The organism is Collinsella aerofaciens (assembly GCF_005845035.1).
Classification (GTDB): domain Bacteria; phylum Actinomycetota; class Coriobacteriia; order Coriobacteriales; family Coriobacteriaceae; genus Collinsella; species Collinsella aerofaciens_I.
Genome location: NZ_SPFO01000006.1, coordinates 16,959 through 33,315, shown reverse-complemented (window position 1 = coordinate 33,315; position 16,357 = coordinate 16,959). Strand labels below are relative to the sequence as shown.

The 16,357-nt window shown below is 60.5% G+C and carries 12 protein-coding genes; all 12 read left to right on the top strand.

What is annotated here, in order from left to right; translation table 11 throughout:
• Positions 1-63: 63 nt before the first annotated feature.
• The 12 genes from rpsO to rny all read left to right on the top strand — a co-directional run bounded on the left by rpsO (position 64) and on the right by rny (position 16,356).
• Positions 64-342 carry a 30S ribosomal protein S15 gene (gene rpsO, locus FGQ67_RS04330; protein ID WP_035138510.1) on the top strand — a complete coding sequence of 93 codons (279 nt, stop codon included), beginning with the start codon at positions 64-66 and terminating at the stop codon, positions 340-342.
• A gap of 149 nt (positions 343-491) precedes the next feature.
• Positions 492-2,738 carry a polyribonucleotide nucleotidyltransferase gene (locus FGQ67_RS04325; RefSeq protein WP_117742748.1) on the top strand — a complete coding sequence of 749 codons (2,247 nt, stop codon included), beginning with the start codon at positions 492-494 and terminating at the stop codon, positions 2,736-2,738.
• Positions 2,739-3,382: 644 nt separating this feature from the next.
• Positions 3,383-5,053 (top strand): ribonuclease J, encoded by a 1,671-nt coding sequence (locus FGQ67_RS04320; protein WP_006235967.1) that lies wholly within the window; start codon positions 3,383-3,385, stop codon positions 5,051-5,053.
• 1 nt (position 5,054) lies between these two features.
• Complete coding sequence (locus FGQ67_RS04315; protein ID WP_249934383.1) at positions 5,055-7,835, top strand: FtsK/SpoIIIE family DNA translocase; 2,781 nt, start codon at positions 5,055-5,057, stop codon at positions 7,833-7,835.
• Entirely contained in the window at positions 7,835-9,346 is a 1,512-nt protein-coding gene (locus tag FGQ67_RS04310; protein ID WP_138340334.1) for a RodZ domain-containing protein, read from the top strand. The genes FGQ67_RS04315 and FGQ67_RS04310 overlap by 1 nt, the downstream gene beginning before the upstream one ends.
• A 26-nt stretch (positions 9,347-9,372) precedes the next feature.
• The gene (locus FGQ67_RS04305; protein WP_138340332.1) at positions 9,373-9,870 is read left to right on the top strand and encodes a YajQ family cyclic di-GMP-binding protein; all 498 of its coding nucleotides are present in this window, start codon (positions 9,373-9,375) and stop codon (positions 9,868-9,870) included.
• A 27-nt stretch (positions 9,871-9,897) separates the two neighbouring features.
• Positions 9,898-11,247, top strand: a complete 1,350-nt coding sequence (rimO, locus tag FGQ67_RS04300; RefSeq protein WP_138340330.1) for a 30S ribosomal protein S12 methylthiotransferase RimO — start codon at positions 9,898-9,900, stop codon at positions 11,245-11,247.
• A 99-nt stretch (positions 11,248-11,346) separates the two neighbouring features.
• On the top strand, positions 11,347-11,895 hold the full coding sequence (pgsA, locus tag FGQ67_RS04295; protein WP_229025873.1) for a CDP-diacylglycerol--glycerol-3-phosphate 3-phosphatidyltransferase: 549 nt from the start codon (positions 11,347-11,349) through the stop codon (positions 11,893-11,895).
• Positions 11,896-11,907: 12 nt separating this feature from the next.
• Complete coding sequence (locus FGQ67_RS04290; RefSeq protein WP_138340328.1) at positions 11,908-12,438, top strand: CinA family protein; 531 nt, start codon at positions 11,908-11,910, stop codon at positions 12,436-12,438.
• Between the two features lie 257 nt (positions 12,439-12,695).
• Positions 12,696-13,844, top strand: coding sequence for a recombinase RecA (gene recA / locus FGQ67_RS04285; RefSeq protein ID WP_022094695.1), 1,149 nt, complete (start codon positions 12,696-12,698; stop codon positions 13,842-13,844).
• Positions 13,845-13,855: 11 nt separating this feature from the next.
• Complete coding sequence (locus FGQ67_RS04280; RefSeq protein WP_249934382.1) at positions 13,856-14,548, top strand: regulatory protein RecX; 693 nt, start codon at positions 13,856-13,858, stop codon at positions 14,546-14,548.
• Positions 14,549-14,805: 257 nt separating this feature from the next.
• The gene (gene rny, locus FGQ67_RS04275; RefSeq protein ID WP_115596193.1) at positions 14,806-16,356 is read left to right on the top strand and encodes a ribonuclease Y; all 1,551 of its coding nucleotides are present in this window, start codon (positions 14,806-14,808) and stop codon (positions 16,354-16,356) included.
• Position 16,357 lies beyond the last annotated feature (1 nt).

Sequence of the window (16,357 nt, the reverse complement as noted above, 5' to 3'; positions counted from 1 at the left end):
GCGGCTTCCCAGTCCGAGGCGAATCGAGTCGCCCGTGGGCGACGTAAAACGAAAGGTGAAACAATGACTGTTTCCAAAGAGCGCAAGGCTGAGCTGACTGCCCAGTTCGGTAACACCCCGGTCGACACCGGCAACCCCAAGGTTCAGGTCGCCATCCTGTCCGAGCGCATCAAGGAGCTGACCGAGCACATGAAGTCCCACCAGAAGGACTTCCACACCCGTCGTGGCCTGCTCATGCTCGTCGGCCGTCGTCGTCGTCTTCTCTCCTACATCAAGAAGAACGACATCGTCGAGTACCGTGAGCTCATCAAGGCTCTGGGCATCCGCGACAACATCCAGTAGGATTTGTACATGCTAAGAGCGTCCTGCGCAGCGGGGCGCTCTTTTTGTGTAAGGGCGTGAACAATCACGCTCTGAAGCGTGGCGGGGGCAGGGGGCCCGCGTCACATGAGAAGCCCGCAGGCAAGGGGCCTGTGGGGTAAAGGAGAACAATGACACTCGTATCCAAGACCTTTGAGCTGTACGGCAAGACCTACACCTTTGAGTCGGGCGAGCTTGCCAAGCAGGCCACCGGCGCCTGCCTGGTCAAGCAGGGCGACACCACGATGCTCGACACCGTGGTCGTCTCCAAGGAGCGCAAGAACTACGACTTCTTCCCGCTGACCGTCGACTTCAACGAGAAGATGTACGCAGCCGGCCGCATCCCGGGTGGCTACCTCAAGCGTGAGGGCCGTCCCAGCGAGAAGGCCACGCTCACCGCGCGCATGATCGACCGTCCGATTCGCCCGAGCTTCCCGGACGGCTTCCGCAATGAGGTGCACATCGTCGCCACCTCGCTTGTCGCCGACCAGGTCAACCCCTTTGACGTCATCAACGTCATGGGTGCTTCCCTGGCCATGACGCTCGGCGGCGTGCCCTTCGAGGGCCCGCTTGCTTGCGTGCGCATCGGCCGCAACGTGGAGACCGGCGAGTTTATCGTCAACCCCACCTACGAGGAGCGCGAGAACTCGGATCTGGACCTGGAGCTGGGCGGATCCGCCGACTTCATCTCGATGGTCGAGGCCGGCGCCGAGGAGATCTCCGAGGACGACATGCTCGCCGCCATGAAGTTTGGCCAGGAGGCCCTTGCCGCTTTCTGCCAGGCTCAGGACGAGTTCGTCGCCGAGTGGGAGCAGGTTAACGGCCCCATCGTCAAGAAGGAGTACCCGCTCGACCAGCCCGTCGAGGAGGTCCAGGAGCGCATCTTCGCCCACTACGACGAGATGGCAGCCGCCCTTCGCGACGCCGACAAGCTCTCCCGTATCGGTAAGGTCGAGGCTCTGAAGGAGTCCATCCGCGCCGAGTTCACCGAGGAGGAGCAGGCCGCTTGGGAGCGCGAGATCCCCGTGGCGCTCAAGAAGCTCGAGAAGAAGGCCATGCGCACCATGGTCGTTGAGACCGGCGAGCGCGTCGACGGCCGTGCCGCCGACGAGATCCGTCCCATCATGGTGAAGGACAACTACCTGCCGCTCGTTCACGGCTCCGGTTTGTTCCAGCGTGGCCAGACCCAGGTGCTCTCGGTTCTTTCGCTCGGTATGCTCAACGAGGGCCAGCGTCTGGATACCATCGAGCCCACCGAGGGCAAGCGCTACATGCACCACTACAACTTCCCGCCGTTCTGCACCGGCGAGACCGGCCGTATGGGCAGCCCCAAGCGCCGCGAGATCGGTCACGGCAACCTGGCCGAGCGCGCCCTGCTCCCGGTGCTCCCCGACGAGAACGAGTTCCCCTACGCCATCCGCGTGGTCTCCGAGGTCATGGAGTCCAACGGCTCTTCTTCGATGGCTTCGACCTGCGGTTCCACGCTCGCCCTCATGGACGGCGGCGTGCCCATTAAGCGCCCGGTCTCCGGTATCGCCATGGGCCTGATCCAGGAGGAGGGCAAGACCGTGGTCCTGTCCGACATCCAGGGTCTCGAGGACTTCCTGGGCGACATGGACTTTAAGGTCACCGGTACCACCGAGGGCATCACCGCCCTGCAGATGGACAACAAGGCCACCGGCCTCACCTTCGACATCCTGGCCCGCGCCCTGCAGCAGGCCAAGGAGGGTCGTGCCTACATCCTGCAGAAGATGCTCGATGTGATCCCCGAGCCGCGCCACACCACGCGCAGCACCGCTCCGCGCATCGTCTCCATCCAGGTTCCGACCGACAAGATCCGCGACGTCATCGGTTCCGGCGGCAAGGTCATCCGCGGTATTCAGGACGAGACCGGTGCCTCGGTCGACATCCAGGAGGACGGGACCGTCTTTGTCGGCGGCACCGGCGAGTCCGTCGACCAGGCCGTCGAGCGCATCAAGCTCATCATCAAGGTTCCCGAGCCGGGCGAGGAGTACACCGGTCGTGTTGTCTCCATCCAGCCGTTCGGTGCCTTCGTGAACCTGCTGCCCGGTAAGGACGGCCTGCTGCACATCTCCCGCGTTGCCAAGGGCCGCGTGGAGAAGGTCGAGGACGTCCTCAACGTGGGCGACGAGGTCAAGGTCGTCGTCATCGAGGTCGACGATCGCGGTAAGATCTCGCTCGATCGCCTTGACAAGCCCGAGGCCCCGGCTCGCGCCGAGGGTGCCTCCGAGGGCGACGGCGAGCACTTCCAGCGCCGTGAGCGTCCGCGTCGCGAGCGCTCCGAGCGCAGCGACCGTCCGCGCCGTCCCGGCGACAACGGAGGCCGCAAGCCCCGCCGTCACCACGACGCCGAGTAACAGCTAAACATAAGCAGCTCAACAAGGGCGACTCCGGACAGGGGTCGCCCTTTTGCTTGCGCCCGGGAGGGCCGCATATGAAGTTTCCTGCTCTACAGTCCTGCGCAAGACGGAAAGCACATTAAGTGCTTTCCTTTGCGTGCGGAACTCGCGATAAACTTCATATGCGCCCCTCCCGGGCGCAAGCAAAAGGGCTGGTTAGTGCCGCTCGCTATTTAGTTAGACAGTCTATTCAGTAGTCAGATTTCAGATCTGTAGATAGCCGCAGCAGCATCTTCCCAGATAAAACCGACCAAAATAAACCTGTCTCTTTTTGGCAGGTTTCCCGTGGGGCGGGCACTGATGAAGTTTATCGCGAGTTCCGCACGAACAGGAGGCCACTTAATGTGGCCTCCGTCGTGAGCAGGACTGTAGAGCAGGAAACTTAGCCCGTGCCGGGGCCGCTGAGCCCTGACCGGCGGGATGGACCAGTTCAGATGGGGCTTTGATGCATGGGTGGTCTGTTGTTGTGCAAATGGGTATCATACTGTGGTTATTGCATCGACTCTGCGATGCATGTTTGTACGTTCCCGGCGGTCGGTTTGCCAGAAGCGCCCCGTCGGTTGTTCCAGACCCGTTTCGAAGAAAGGAAACCACACTAACCTATGGCAGCTAAAAAATCATCTCCCTTGAAGATCATTCCGCTCGGCGGCCTTGACGGCATCGGCAAGAACATGACGGTCTTCGAATGCGGCGACGACATGGTGCTCGTTGACGCTGGCCTCATGTTCCCCGACGATTCCCAGCCCGGTATTGACCTGGTGCTTCCCGACTACACCTATGTTCTGGAGAACGAGGAGAAGCTCCGCGGTATCGTCGTCACCCACGGCCACGAGGACCACACCGGTTCGCTTCCGTATCTGCTGCAGGACCTCAACAATAAGGTGCCCATCTTCTCGAGCAAGCTGACGCTTGGCTTTATCGAGGGCAAGCTTTCTGAGTTCCGCATCCGCGCACCCAAGTTCCGCGAGGTCAAGGGCGGCAGCCATGTCAACCTCGGCGGCATCTCGCTCGATTTCTTTTCGATGACGCACTCCATCCCCGGCGCTCTGGGCGTGTTCATCCGCACCAATCAGGGCACCGTTATGCACACCGGCGACTTTAAGCTCGACCAGACGCCCATCGACGGCGTCACGCCCGACTACGCCGCTATCAGCCGCTTTGCCAAGCAGGGCATCGACCTGCTGCTTTCCGACTCCACCAACGCCACGGTTCCGGGCTTTACCAAGTCCGAGGCCGAAGTCGGCCCCAACCTGCTGCACGCCATCAAGAACGCGCCGGGTCGCGTGTTCGTCGCGTCGTTCTCGAGCCACATCCATCGTCTGCAGCAGATCTGCGATGCCGCCCGCAAGTGCGGCCGTAAGGTCGTTGTGACCGGTCGCTCCATGCTCACTAACACCCGCGTGGCGCGCGAGCTTGGCTACCTCAACATCGACGACGCCGATATCATCGATGCCTTTGACATCGATAACCTGCCCGACGACAAGATCGTCGTCATGTGCACCGGTTCGCAGGGCGAGCCGCTGTCGGCCCTGTCCCGCATGGCCAACGGAGAGCACAAGACGCTCTCCATCCACGAGGGCGATACCGTTATCCTCTCGGCAACGCCGGTCCCCGGTAACGAGAAAGCCGTCCAGCAGGTCGTCAACAGCCTAGCCAAGCTCGGCTGCGACGTGTGGGATAAGAACCGCGCTCTCGTTCACGTCTCCGGTCACGGTAGCCAGGAGGAACTCAAGCTACTGATGGCCATGGCCAAGCCCACCTACTTTATGCCGGTTCACGGCGAGGCCGTGCATCTGCGTGCCCATGCCCAGCTGGCCCGCAAGATGGGCATCAAGGATGATCACATCTTTATCCTCGATAACGGCGACACGCTCGAGATGCGCGGCGGTATCGTCAAACGCGGTACGCCCGTCGAGTCCGGCGTCGTCTACGTCGACGGCCTGCGTATCGGCGATACCGACCCCATCGTCCTGCGCGATCGTCAGAAGCTCGCCAACGACGGTATGGTTACCGCTGTTGCCATCGTCTCGCTCAAGCACAAGAAGATCGAGGCCATCGAGTTCTCGGGCCGCGGCGTCTCGTTTGCCATCGACGACCAGTTCTCCGAGGATGCCTCCGCGTCCATTATGAAGACGATCGAGAAGGGCAAGTTTAGCTTTACGAGCAGCGGTTCCGATGCCATTCGCAAGGCCGTGCGCGATTCGCTCTCTAACTTTATCTGGAGCCGTACGCGCACCCGTCCGATGATCATCCCGGTCGTCATGGAGGTTTAGTTTGGCGCGCGGATCTGCACAAAACGCCAAAGGCAATAAGGCCAATAACCAACCGGCATCTGCTAAGGGTGCCGGTTCCCATCTGCGTGCCAATAAGGGCCACGAGGCGGACTTCGACGATTTTGAGCCCTTGGTGGAGCCCTCGGCCAATCGCGATATCGCCGGCGTGGTCATTGCCGTTTTGGCGATTGCGTCCTTTATTGCCGTGATTTCTCCGGCAACAGCGCCCGTGACGGCTGCTGTTGCCGGTTTTTACCACCTGGGCTTTGGCCTGGGCGCCTACGTGCTGCCGATCGTCATTTTGCTGTTTGCCGCCACGCTCTTTTTAGGCGAGGACTCGCCGCTCAACGTGCGCTCGGTCGCGGGCGGAGCCGTGGTCTTTATCACCGTTGTCTCCATTCTTTCGCTGATGGTGCCGGGTACGAGCGACTCGTGTGACCTTATGTTCACGCCGCAAAATCTGTCCGCCTCGGGTGGCTACATCGGTGCGTTTATTGCGAGTGCGCTGCAGAATGCCCTGGGTAAGCCTATCGCGATGGTGGTCCTGTTGGGTCTGGCCGTCGTTGGTTTTGTCATCATCGGCTTTTCGGTGGGTGGCGTGCTGCGCTCTGCTCGCGACCGCGCGGCCGATTTTGCCGAGCGCCGTCGTGCCGATGTTAACGCGAGCCCGTGGGGTGACGACGAAGCCCTGTCGGTGCCCGGCGTTGCCCGTCCGCACCTGAGCATTCTTCGTCAAAAGGGCTCCGATGCTGCCGTGACCACGGTCATGGGCAACGATGTGGACCCGGTTTTGGACGATGACGACGAGGACGAGGATCCGTTTGTCGACGTATCCGATGCCGTGGAGGCCGAGCGCGCTAAGACGACGCTGCTGCCGCGCCGTCATGTCAAGAAGGGCAAGGCCACGCCCAAGTTGAATACAAGCGAGCCCGACCCGTCTTGGTCCGATAGCGAGATTGAGCTTACCGAGGGCGATGACGAGGACGACGAGGCTCCGATTGAGACCGCAAAGACAACTTTGCTGCCGCGTCGCCATGCTAAGCGCGAACAGGTAACCGGCCAGCTTTCGATGGAAGACGACCCCGATAAGATCGACGAGTCCGAGCCGCCGTTTGCCGTGAATCCTGTCTCGGCAGCACCTCAGATCCCCGACTTCTTGAAGCATCCCAAGGTTTCCGATGCGCCTGCCTTGAGTGCTGTCGAATCGGCTGCGGCTAGCGATGGGGGAGCGGACGGCGGCGTCGCAGATAACGAGGGCGAAGAAGAGGACGGCCTCAAACTTCCGCCACTTGAGATTCTGCATGCCAACCCGCAGTCGGCTTCCTCCGCGTCTTCTGACAAGGAGCTGGAACAGACTGCCGAGTCGCTTCAGTCCACCTTGCTGGAGTTTGGTCGTAGTGCCCGCGTGGTCGGCTGGATCGCCGGCCCCACGGTGACGACCTTTAAGCTGCAACCTGGCGAGGGCGAGCGCGTGAGCAAGATTTCGAGCCTCGAGGACGATATCGCGCTATCGCTTGCTGCCCAGTCGGTGCGTATCTTTGCCCCGATCCCCGGCACCTCGCTTGTGGGTATCGAGATCCCCAATCGCAAGCGTCAGAACGTCAACCTGGGCGACGTGCTTCCCTATGTGAAGGGCGGTCCGCTCGAGCTCGCCATCGGTCGAGATGCCGAGGGTACGCCGGTCGTCGCCGACCTTGCCAAGATGCCCCACCTGCTGATCGCCGGTACCACGGGTTCCGGTAAGTCGGTCATGATCAACTCCATCATCACGACCTTGCTCATGCGCGCCCTTCCCGAGGACGTTCGCCTGATCATGGTCGACCCCAAGCGCGTCGAGCTTGCGGGCTATAACGGTCTGCCGCATCTTTACGTGCCTGTAGTGACCGAGCCCAAGCAGGCCGCGAGCGCTCTGCAATGGGCCGTGTCCGAGATGGAGCGTCGCCTGAAGGTCTTCGAGCGTCTCAACGTGCGTAAGATCTCGACCTACAACGAAAAGCAGGCCGCCGGCGAGTTTGAGCATTACGATAACCCGCCGCAAAAGATGCCCTACCTGGTCATCATCATCGACGAGCTCTCGGACCTGATGATGGTCGCCGGTAAGGATGTCGAGGCCTCGATCGTGCGTATTGCTCAGCTGGGCCGTGCCGCCGGTATTCATCTTATTGTGGCCACCCAGCGCCCCAGCTCCAACGTGGTGACGGGCCTCATCAAGGCCAACATCACCAACCGCATCGCCTTTAATGTCGCCACGGGCATCGACTCGCGCGTCATCATCGATCAGATGGGTGCCGAAAAGCTCACCGGTTTGGGCGATATGCTGTTCTCCAAGGTCGACTGGGGCAAGCCTCGCCGTATCCAGGGCTGCTTTGTCTCGGATGACGAAATCAATGAGATTGTCGAGTTCGTCAAGTCGCAGAGCGAGCCCGACTACCACGAGGAGATCCTGTCTGCCGTGGCGCCCGCTTCCATGTCCATGGCGGGTGGCAGCGGCATTGTCCGCACCGGAGTCGCCGAGCCGCAAGACGATGATCCGCTCATTTGGGAAGCCGCCCATATTGTGGTGGAATCGCAGCTTGGCTCCACATCTGGCCTGCAACGCCGTCTGAAGGTTGGCTATGCACGTGCCGGGCGTATTATGGACATGCTGGAAGAAAAGGGTGTCGTCGGACCGCCCGACGGTTCCAAGCCGCGCGAGGTCCTGTTGGACGAGGAGGGGCTTGCCGCGCTGGAATCTGTCGACGCCGAGATGGCACGTGAAGATCGTGAGTTTGGAGGATTCTGATGGCTGCACGCTTTGGTGACATGCTGCTCGAGCAGCGTCGCCGAATGGGCCTTTCCATTCAGCAGGTCGCCAACACCATCAAAATCAGGCCGCAGATCATCGAGTTTTTCGAGACCGGTAACTTTGCTTCGATGCCGCCGCGCGGCTATGCGCAGGGCATGATTTCGAGCTATGCTCGCTTTTTGGGCCTCAATCCGCGCGAGGTCGTCAATGCCTACTTTGACGATCTGATGGCATATGAGCGCGAGACGTCGCAGCAGGGCGGTCGTTTTCAGGACGCCGCTGGCTACGTCAATTCGCGTTCCTCGGTCGATAACGGGCGCTTCCTGATGGTTCAGGGCGGTCGTTCGACGCGTTATGGACAGCGTCCTCAGCAGGCCGGTTATATTACCGAGACGGGTTCGGGCGAGGAGATTCGCTCACAGCGTGACCGGTTCCGCAGTACGCCGATGCCCGAGGACCGTGCACTTCCCGCTGCCCGAGGCGTGGCGCGTGACCCTCGTGCCGGCTACGGCGACGGCGGCTATTCCGATCGCGGTTACCGTGGTGCCTCTACGGGACGCTCTCGCGGTGGCTATGCGGATGCCGATACCACGCAGGTGACGCCGCGTCTTCGCTCTCAATCACAGCCGTATGGCCAGCGCTCTTCGGCTCCGCGTTCGGGCCAGCGTGGCTATCAAGGCCGCGGTGAACTTGCGCCCCGCTCGGGTCAGCGCAGCCTTCAGGGCCAGGGTGGCTATCGCGGCCGTTCCGATTGCAATCGTGGTCGTATGCCTCAGGGAGGCGGCCGCAGCAGTTCCAATCGTGGACGCGGCGGATCACGTACTCCTCAAAACAACGGGCTCGATCCGCGTATCGTCTACGCCGGCATCGGTGCCGTTGCGCTGCTGTTGATTGTGCTCATCGTGGTGCTTCTGCGCGGCTGCGCATCTTCGGCGCCCGAGACCACGCCCGAGACGCCCACTGCTACCAAGACGACGACCAAGAAGTCTTCTAAGAAGACCGAAACGGTCGACGAGGACGAAGACACCGATGAGGCGACGGATGAGTCGACTGACTCGGACGCTACCAAGACAACGGCCAAGAAGGAAGAGAACGAGGTCACGAAGGTCAAAGTCTCCGTTGCCAAGGGAAAGACCGCGTGGATTGAGGTCAAGGTCGACGGCAAGTCGGTCTATGGCGCCCAAGCGACTGGCCCCTTTGAGCAGGAGTACACGCCCGAGTCCTCGATCGAGATCACCACGTCCAAGCCTTCCGATGTCACCGTTACCAAGAACGGTGAAAAGGTCCGTTACGATACCAAGACCTCGGGCGTGGCGCGTGTGACGATCACCGTTCCCAAGAAGGAGACGACTGATTCCGAGAATGGTGAAAGTTCTGATGGTACCGACACCACCGATGGTGCCGATACCACCGACGTTACCGATGCCCAGTCCACGGATGGCGCCGATACCGCAACTGACGGTCAGACACCCACCGATTCTACCGACTATTCGTACGATAGCTACTAAGCCGCTCGTACGCGAAAGGAAACATCATGGCTAAAGATTCCAGCTTCGACGTCGTGTCCGAGGTCAACATGCAAGAGGTCGACAACGCCTTCCAGCAGACCACGCGCGAGATTTCCCAGCGCTATGACCTTAAGGATTCCGGCGCCACGATCGAGCTTTCGAAGGGCGACAAGCTCTTTACGATCAGCGCCCCGGCTGACTTTGTCTCTAAGCAGATTATCGACGTGCTGAGCTCCAAGCTCATCAAGCGCGGCATCGACCTCAAGGCTGTCTCGTGGGATGCTCCGCAGGCGGCGTCGGGCGGCACCGTGCGCGTGCTCGGCCATATCGTCGAGGGTATCGACCAGGCGACCGCCAAGAAGATCAACAAGGACATCAAGGACCAAAAACTCAAGGTCAAGGTGACCATCGAGGCCGACAAGCTGCGTGTTTCCTCTGCTTCGAAGGACGCGTTGCAGGCCGTGATCCAGTTCCTGCGCGACCAGGATTACGGCCAGCCGCTACAGTTCACCAACTACCGCTAATATCTTTCGAAAGGACCGCTCTCCAACATGGATACACCGTTGGGCTCCGTGCTCTATATCACCCTCGGGTGCGCTAAGAACGAGGTTGACACCGACCGCATGCGTTCTCTTTTGACCGCCGCAGGCTACGAGGAGGCATTCGACCCGCAGGATGCCGATATCGCCATCGTCAATACATGCTCGTTCCTCGCCTCCGCAACGTCCGAGAGCATCGAGACCACGCTCGAGCTCGCCAACGAGGTTCAGGACGGCGTTCGTTCTTGCCCCATCGTTATGTGCGGCTGTGTGCCGTCGCGCTATGGCGACGACTTGCCTGACGAGCTGCCCGAGGTCGCTGCCTTTGTGAAGGCCGACGAGGAGGACGGCATCGTGGCGGTCATCGATGGCGCGCTGGGTGTCGAGCGTGAGATCGCAGCCTATATCCCGCAGGTCAAGCGTACCGTCGAGGGCGCCGTTGCTTACGTCAAGATCTCCGATGGCTGCAACCGCTTCTGCAGCTTCTGCATGATCCCCTACATTCGCGGTCGCTATCATTCGCGCAATGCCGAGAGCATTATCTCCGAGGTGCGCGACCTGGTTGCCGGCGGTGTGCGCGAAATCGTGCTGATCGGCCAGGACACGGGCATTTGGGGCACTGACTTTGCCGATGAGGACGCCGCCGAGGGCTCGCCGCGCAATCTGGCGCAGCTGCTGCGTGCCGTCGCCGAAGCCGTGCGCCCGCACAACGTTTGGGTCCGCGTGCTCTATCTGCAACCCGAGGGCATGACCGACGAGCTTATCGATACGATTCGCGATACGCCCGAGGTGCTGCCCTATATCGATATCCCTGTGCAGCACTGCGACGCGCGCATCCTCAAGGCTATGCGCCGTTCCGGTTCGCGCCAGGAGCTCGAGGACCTGTTCCGCGATCTGCGTGAGCGTATCCCCGGCATCGTGATCCGTTCCACGGCCATGGTCGGCTTCCCGACCGAGACCGACGACGAGTTCCGCGACCTCATCGACTTTATGGACACCGTCGGCTTCGACTACACGAGTGTCTTTGCCTACTCGCGTGAGGAGGGCAGCCTGGCCGCCAAGATGGAGGGTCAGGTCGATGAGGAGGTCAAGCTCGAGCGCGCCCAGGAGGCCATGGACCTGGCCGAATCGCTCGGTTTTGCCGCCACCGCCGCGCATGTGGGCGAGCGCGCCCAGGTGATCGTCGACGGTATCGAAGAAACCGAGGACGGCGCCGAGCTGATCGGCCATGCCTGGTTCCAGGCGCCCGATTCCGATGGCGCGGTGCACTTGGACGCCAGCGAGGCGTCCGTGGGCGATATTCTGACGGTCGAGTTTACCGATAGCTTCTGCTATGAGCTTATCGGTCATGTTGTGGAGTAGGAGAGCATCGTGGCAAACGAGAGCAATAAGGAACTGACGAGTGTTTGGACGCCCGCCAACATCGTGACGTGCGTTCGCATCGTCTTTATCCCGGTGTTCATGATCGTGTCGGCGCTTTCTCACACGAGTGTTGCCGGTACGGATTGGAGCATCTTCGACGGCCCGCTCGCCGCCGCTGCCTTCATTCTGTATGTGATCCTGTCGTGCACCGATAAGGTCGACGGTTATCTGGCGCGTTCGCGCAACGAGATCACCGACTTCGGTAAATTCTTGGACCCCATCGCCGATAAGCTGCTCGTGTTCTCGGCCCTGCTGCTGTTCTTGGATTTTGGTGCGGTGACCGTGTGGTCCGTGTTCATTATCCTGTTCCGTGAGCTTCTGGTGAGCGCCCTTCGCATGGTCGCGAGTGCGGCCGGTGTGGTCGTTGCGGCCGATAAGCTCGGCAAGTACAAGACGGCAACCACGATGGTCTCCATCTGCGGTTACCTGTGCGTTTTTGCTATGGCCGGCTTGCACCTTGGCCCGGTGGCGCTGACGCTCGGCATCTACTCGGTGTCGCGCTTCCTGTATGCCGTTGCCGTTGTCTTGACCGTTATCTCGGGCGCCCAGTACTTCTGGAACTGCCGCAAGATCGTCTTTTCGGTCTAGGTCCTGGTGGGTATGACGGACTCTTTTGAGCAGATTTTCGCACATAACGAGGAGCTGGCGCGCGATATCGTCGAGCGCGCGAGCGCTCGGGGCGTGACGGTTTCGACGGCTGAGTCTCTGACGGCGGGTATGATCGCCTCGACGATTGCCGATATCCCAGGCGCCTCGGCGGTGCTGCGTGGCGGTGCGGTGACCTACTGCGATGAGATTAAGCATCGCGTGCTGGGTGTTGAGCAGGAGACGCTCGACCGCTATACCGCTGTGTCGCATCAGACCGCGCGCGAGATGGCGTCGGGTTCGCTGGAGCTGTACCAGAGCGTTATTGCAGTGAGCGCAACGGGTTATGCCGGCCCCGGCGGTGGCACTGAGGACGATCCGGCGGGCACTTTCTATATTGGCTGGGCGCATCGTTCCGCCGATGGGGGCGTGCCGGTCGTGGACTCCATTCGTTGTCGCTATGAGGGCGATCGTTCGTGTGTTCGTGCCCATGCGGTCGCGGAGGCACTGGGTCGCATTGTCTGCGTGCTCGATTCTATGGAATAGACGTGTTTTAAGGGGCCTCCGGGCCCCTTAATTGTGGAGATAGGGACCTCAGAAGAATTTAGCGTTTGTGCTGTTCATAGGTGTATTTTTGCCTGCCTTGTTCTTATTTGGCCCTTTATGGTCAAGCATTTGGTCAGTGTATGGTCGGCGTTTGGTTGGTTTTTGGAAAGGTCGACTGCTTATGATTTATCTGAACGGTTGACCACGAACAGCCGTTCGTTTATTATCGATGCAGGTTGTTAAGAGGAGGGCTATTCATGGCCAAGAATTCAGGTCCCGTACGTACCGTTCATGCTCGCACGACGGGTAAAGAGCGCGATGAGATGATCGCCACCACCAAGGCCGAGATCGAGAAGAAATTCGGCCAGGGTTCCATCATGAGGTACGGCGACGGTGGCCCCGAGCTCGAGGTCGAGGCCATCCCTACGGGCGCTCTGGCACTCGATGCCGCTCTGGGTATCGGCGGTGTGCCGCGCGGCCGAATCGTCGAGATCTACGGTCCCGAGTCCTCCGGTAAGACGACGCTTTCGCTCGAGATCTTGGCCGAGGCCCAGGCAATGGGTGGCGTTGTGGCATTTATCGATGCCGAGCACGCGCTCGATCCCACGTATGCCGCGCGCATCGGCGTGGATATCGACGAGGTGCTCATTTCCCAGCCCGATACGGGTGAGCAGGCGCTCGAGATCGTTGACATGCTCGTGCGTTCAGGCGCCATCGACGCCATCGTCGTCGACTCCGTCGCCGCGCTGACTCCGCGTGCCGAGATCGAGGGAGAGATCGGCGATACCACGGTCGGCTTGCAAGCTCGCCTGATGAGCCAAGCGCTCCGCAAGCTCGCCGGCTCGCTGTCCAAGTCCAACACGACGTGCATCTTTATTAACCAGCTGCGTGAGAAGATCGGCGTCATGTTCGGCAACCCCGAGACTACGACGGGCGGTCGCGCCCTTAAGTTCTTCTCTTCGGTGCGTATCGACATTCGCCGCATCGACAGCATTAAGCTTAAGGACGAGGTTATCGGTAACCGCGTGCGCGCCAAGGTCGTTAAGAACAAGGTGGCAGCTCCGTTCCGTTCTGCTGAGTTCGACATCATGTACGGTACGGGCATCTCTAAGGAGGGCTCGATTCTGGACATGGCTGTCGAGTGCGGCATCTGCAAGAAGATGGGCTCCTGGTTTGCCTATGGCGAGGACAAGCTCGGCAACGGTCGCGAGGCCGCCAAGGCTTTCCTGCGCGAACACCCCGATTGCGCCGACGAGATTGAGCATAAGGTTCGCCTTGCCTGCGGACTTGAGTTTGATGACGATGCTCCGTCCGAGGTCGAGCTGACCGATCAGCCTGCGCCTGAGGAGTTTGATGAGCTTTACGCCATCGATGGTTCCGCTATGCTCGATGATGACGACGAGTAGCGGTTACGCTCATGTCGTATACGGTGACCGAGGCCACGGTCGTCTTTCCCGATAAGAAGGCGGCCTCCTCGTTTTCGAGCGGGTATGCGTCCAAAAAGCCTTGCGCACATATCGATTGTGAGCTTGAGGACGGTTTTGAGCGGTCCATTTGGATTCCCATGCGGGTCGCGCGCCTGTATGTCAAAAACCGCCCCGATCTTCCCTGTGATTGGGACAACTTTCGTGAGGCGGTGCAGCTCATCGAGCGTAAATGTGCACTTACCATGGTGACTGAGATGTTATCGCGCCGCGACCATGCGACGGGTGAGGTCCGTGACAAGCTGGCTCGCTACGGCTTTCACCAGCCCGCGATCGATTTCGCCGTCGAGCGCGCCACCGAGTATCACTTTTTAGACGAGAACCGCTTTTGCTCGTACTTTATCGAGGAACGCAAACGGCGCGGTTGGGGACAGCGCAAAATCGAGACCGAGCTCAAGCGCCGTCATGTCGTGCTCGATGACATTCCCGGTTATCCCGAGGAATATTTTGCCGTCGAAGACGATTTGACGCGTGCGTCAGCCCTGCTCGCCAAGCGGCGTGTTCCAGAGACGCGCGGATTCGAAAAACTGGTTCGGTTTTTGATGGGCAAAGGCTTCTCGTATCAAATCGCCGCCGATGCCGTTAAGGCACGTCTCGATGCCGAACGCGAGGAATGTGCGGTTTAGGCGTATGCGTTTTGTGGCCCTGCCGTTCACCGCGTTTTAGCCGCCGTGCCGGGGCCATTTATTTGACAGTTGTTGTGGTTCAACGTACGATAAACACTGTCATTTGCTTTGTGATATGTGCTCATCTGTGATGAGTTTGTTTATATGTTTATCTGTATCCGACCCGCATAAGCTGCGCCCATATTACTCAAATGTCGCGAGCCGTTCGTAAGGACGGTTCGCTTTGTTGTGTAACGAATCCATAAAAAGGAGTGAGCATGCCTATCATCGCAGCGCTCGTTGGTATCGTTTTGGGTGCCATCGCCGCCATTGCCTACATGCGCACCGCCAAGCAGGGTAGTCTTCACGAGGCCGACGAAAAGATCCAGTCGGCACATGCACAGGCTGAGTCCCTGATCGGCGATGCAAAGCGTCAGGCCGAGACCCTCAAAAAAGAGGCTCTGCTCGAGGCTAAAGAGGAGATCATCAAGAACAAGCAGGCCGCCGAGGCCGAGGACAAGCAGCGTAAGAGCGAGATTCGTACGCTCGAGAACCGCGTGATGCAGCGCGAGGAATCCCTTGATCGCCGCAACGACGCTCTCGACAAGCGCGAGCATCAGCTGTCCAGCCAGGCCGGTCAGGTCGAGAAGCGCTCCCGCGAGCTCGAGGAGCTCTGCGCAAAGCAGACCTCCGAGCTCGAGCGCATCGCCGACCTTACCCGCGAGGACGCCCACAAGGAGCTCCTCGATAAGGTTCGCGGCGAGGTCACCCACGAGGCCGCCACGATCATTCGCGAGTCCGAGCAGCAGGTTCGCGCCGAGTGCCACAAGACCGCCCAGGAGATTCTGTCCCTGGCGATTCAGCGCTGCGCTGCCGACCACACAGCCGAGGTCACCGTTACCTCCGTGCACATTCCCTCTGATGACCTCAAGGGCCGTATCATCGGTCGCGAGGGTCGCAACATCCGGACCTTCGAGCAGGTTTCCGGTGTCAACCTCGTGATCGACGATACGCCCGAGACCGTCGTTCTTTCGAGCTTCGACCCGGTCCGTCGTGAGACCGCTCGTGTTGCTCTGGAGAACCTCATCGCCGACGGCCGCATTCACCCCGCCCGCATCGAGGAGATGTATCACAAGGCTGCCGACCTGGTTCAGCAGCGCGTGCGCGAGGCTGGCGAGCAGGCTGCCTTCGATACCGGCATTCACGACCTGCATCCCGAGATCGTCAAGACCCTTGGTGCCCTGCGCTACCGTACTTCGTTTGGTCAGAACGTGCTTCAGCACTCCCTCGAAGTCTCTGACCTGTGCGGCGTGATGGCTTCCGAGCTTGGCCTGGACGTTGTGACCGCCAAGCGCGCCGGCCTGCTGCACGACCTTGGCAAGGCAATCGACCACGACGTCGAGGGCCCGCATGCCGTCATCGGCGCCGAGCTTGCCCGCCGTTATGGTGAGAAGCCCGTTATCGTCCACGCTATCGAGGCTCACCATGCCGATGTCGACCCCAACACGGTGCTCGATGTCCTGGTACAGGCCGCCGATGCTGTCTCTGCCTCTCGCCCCGGTGCCCGTCGCGAGTCTGCCGAGAACTACATCAAGCGTCTTGAGAAGCTCGAGGAGATCGCCAACTCCCATGACGGCGTCGAGCGTACCTATGCCATGCAGGCTGGTCGCGAGGTCCACGTGATGGTTCAGCCGGACAAGATCTCCGATGCCCAGTCCACGGTCCTGGCTCACGATATCGCCCATCAGATCGAGGAAGAGATGGAGTATCCCGGTCAGGTGCGCGTCGTCGTGATTCGCGAGAGCCGCGCTGTCGATATCGCTAAATAAC

Excerpts from the sequence above, each read along its gene's own strand:
- FGQ67_RS04290 (WP_138340328.1), top strand. The coding sequence starts at position 11,908 with ATGACGGACTCTTTTGAGCAGATTTTCGCACATAACGAGGAGCTGGCG.
- rpsO (WP_035138510.1), top strand. The coding sequence starts at position 64 with ATGACTGTTTCCAAAGAGCGCAAGGCTGAGCTGACTGCCCAGTTCGGT.
- recA (WP_022094695.1), top strand. The coding sequence starts at position 12,696 with ATGGCCAAGAATTCAGGTCCCGTACGTACCGTTCATGCTCGCACGACG.
- rimO (WP_138340330.1), top strand. The coding sequence starts at position 9,898 with ATGGATACACCGTTGGGCTCCGTGCTCTATATCACCCTCGGGTGCGCT.
- FGQ67_RS04280 (WP_249934382.1), top strand. The coding sequence starts at position 13,856 with ATGTCGTATACGGTGACCGAGGCCACGGTCGTCTTTCCCGATAAGAAG.
- rny (WP_115596193.1), top strand. The coding sequence starts at position 14,806 with ATGCCTATCATCGCAGCGCTCGTTGGTATCGTTTTGGGTGCCATCGCC.
- FGQ67_RS04305 (WP_138340332.1), top strand. The coding sequence starts at position 9,373 with ATGGCTAAAGATTCCAGCTTCGACGTCGTGTCCGAGGTCAACATGCAA.
- pgsA (WP_229025873.1), top strand. The coding sequence starts at position 11,347 with ATGATCGTGTCGGCGCTTTCTCACACGAGTGTTGCCGGTACGGATTGG.
- FGQ67_RS04325 (WP_117742748.1), top strand. The coding sequence starts at position 492 with ATGACACTCGTATCCAAGACCTTTGAGCTGTACGGCAAGACCTACACC.
- FGQ67_RS04320 (WP_006235967.1), top strand. The coding sequence starts at position 3,383 with ATGGCAGCTAAAAAATCATCTCCCTTGAAGATCATTCCGCTCGGCGGC.
- FGQ67_RS04310 (WP_138340334.1), top strand. The coding sequence starts at position 7,835 with ATGGCTGCACGCTTTGGTGACATGCTGCTCGAGCAGCGTCGCCGAATG.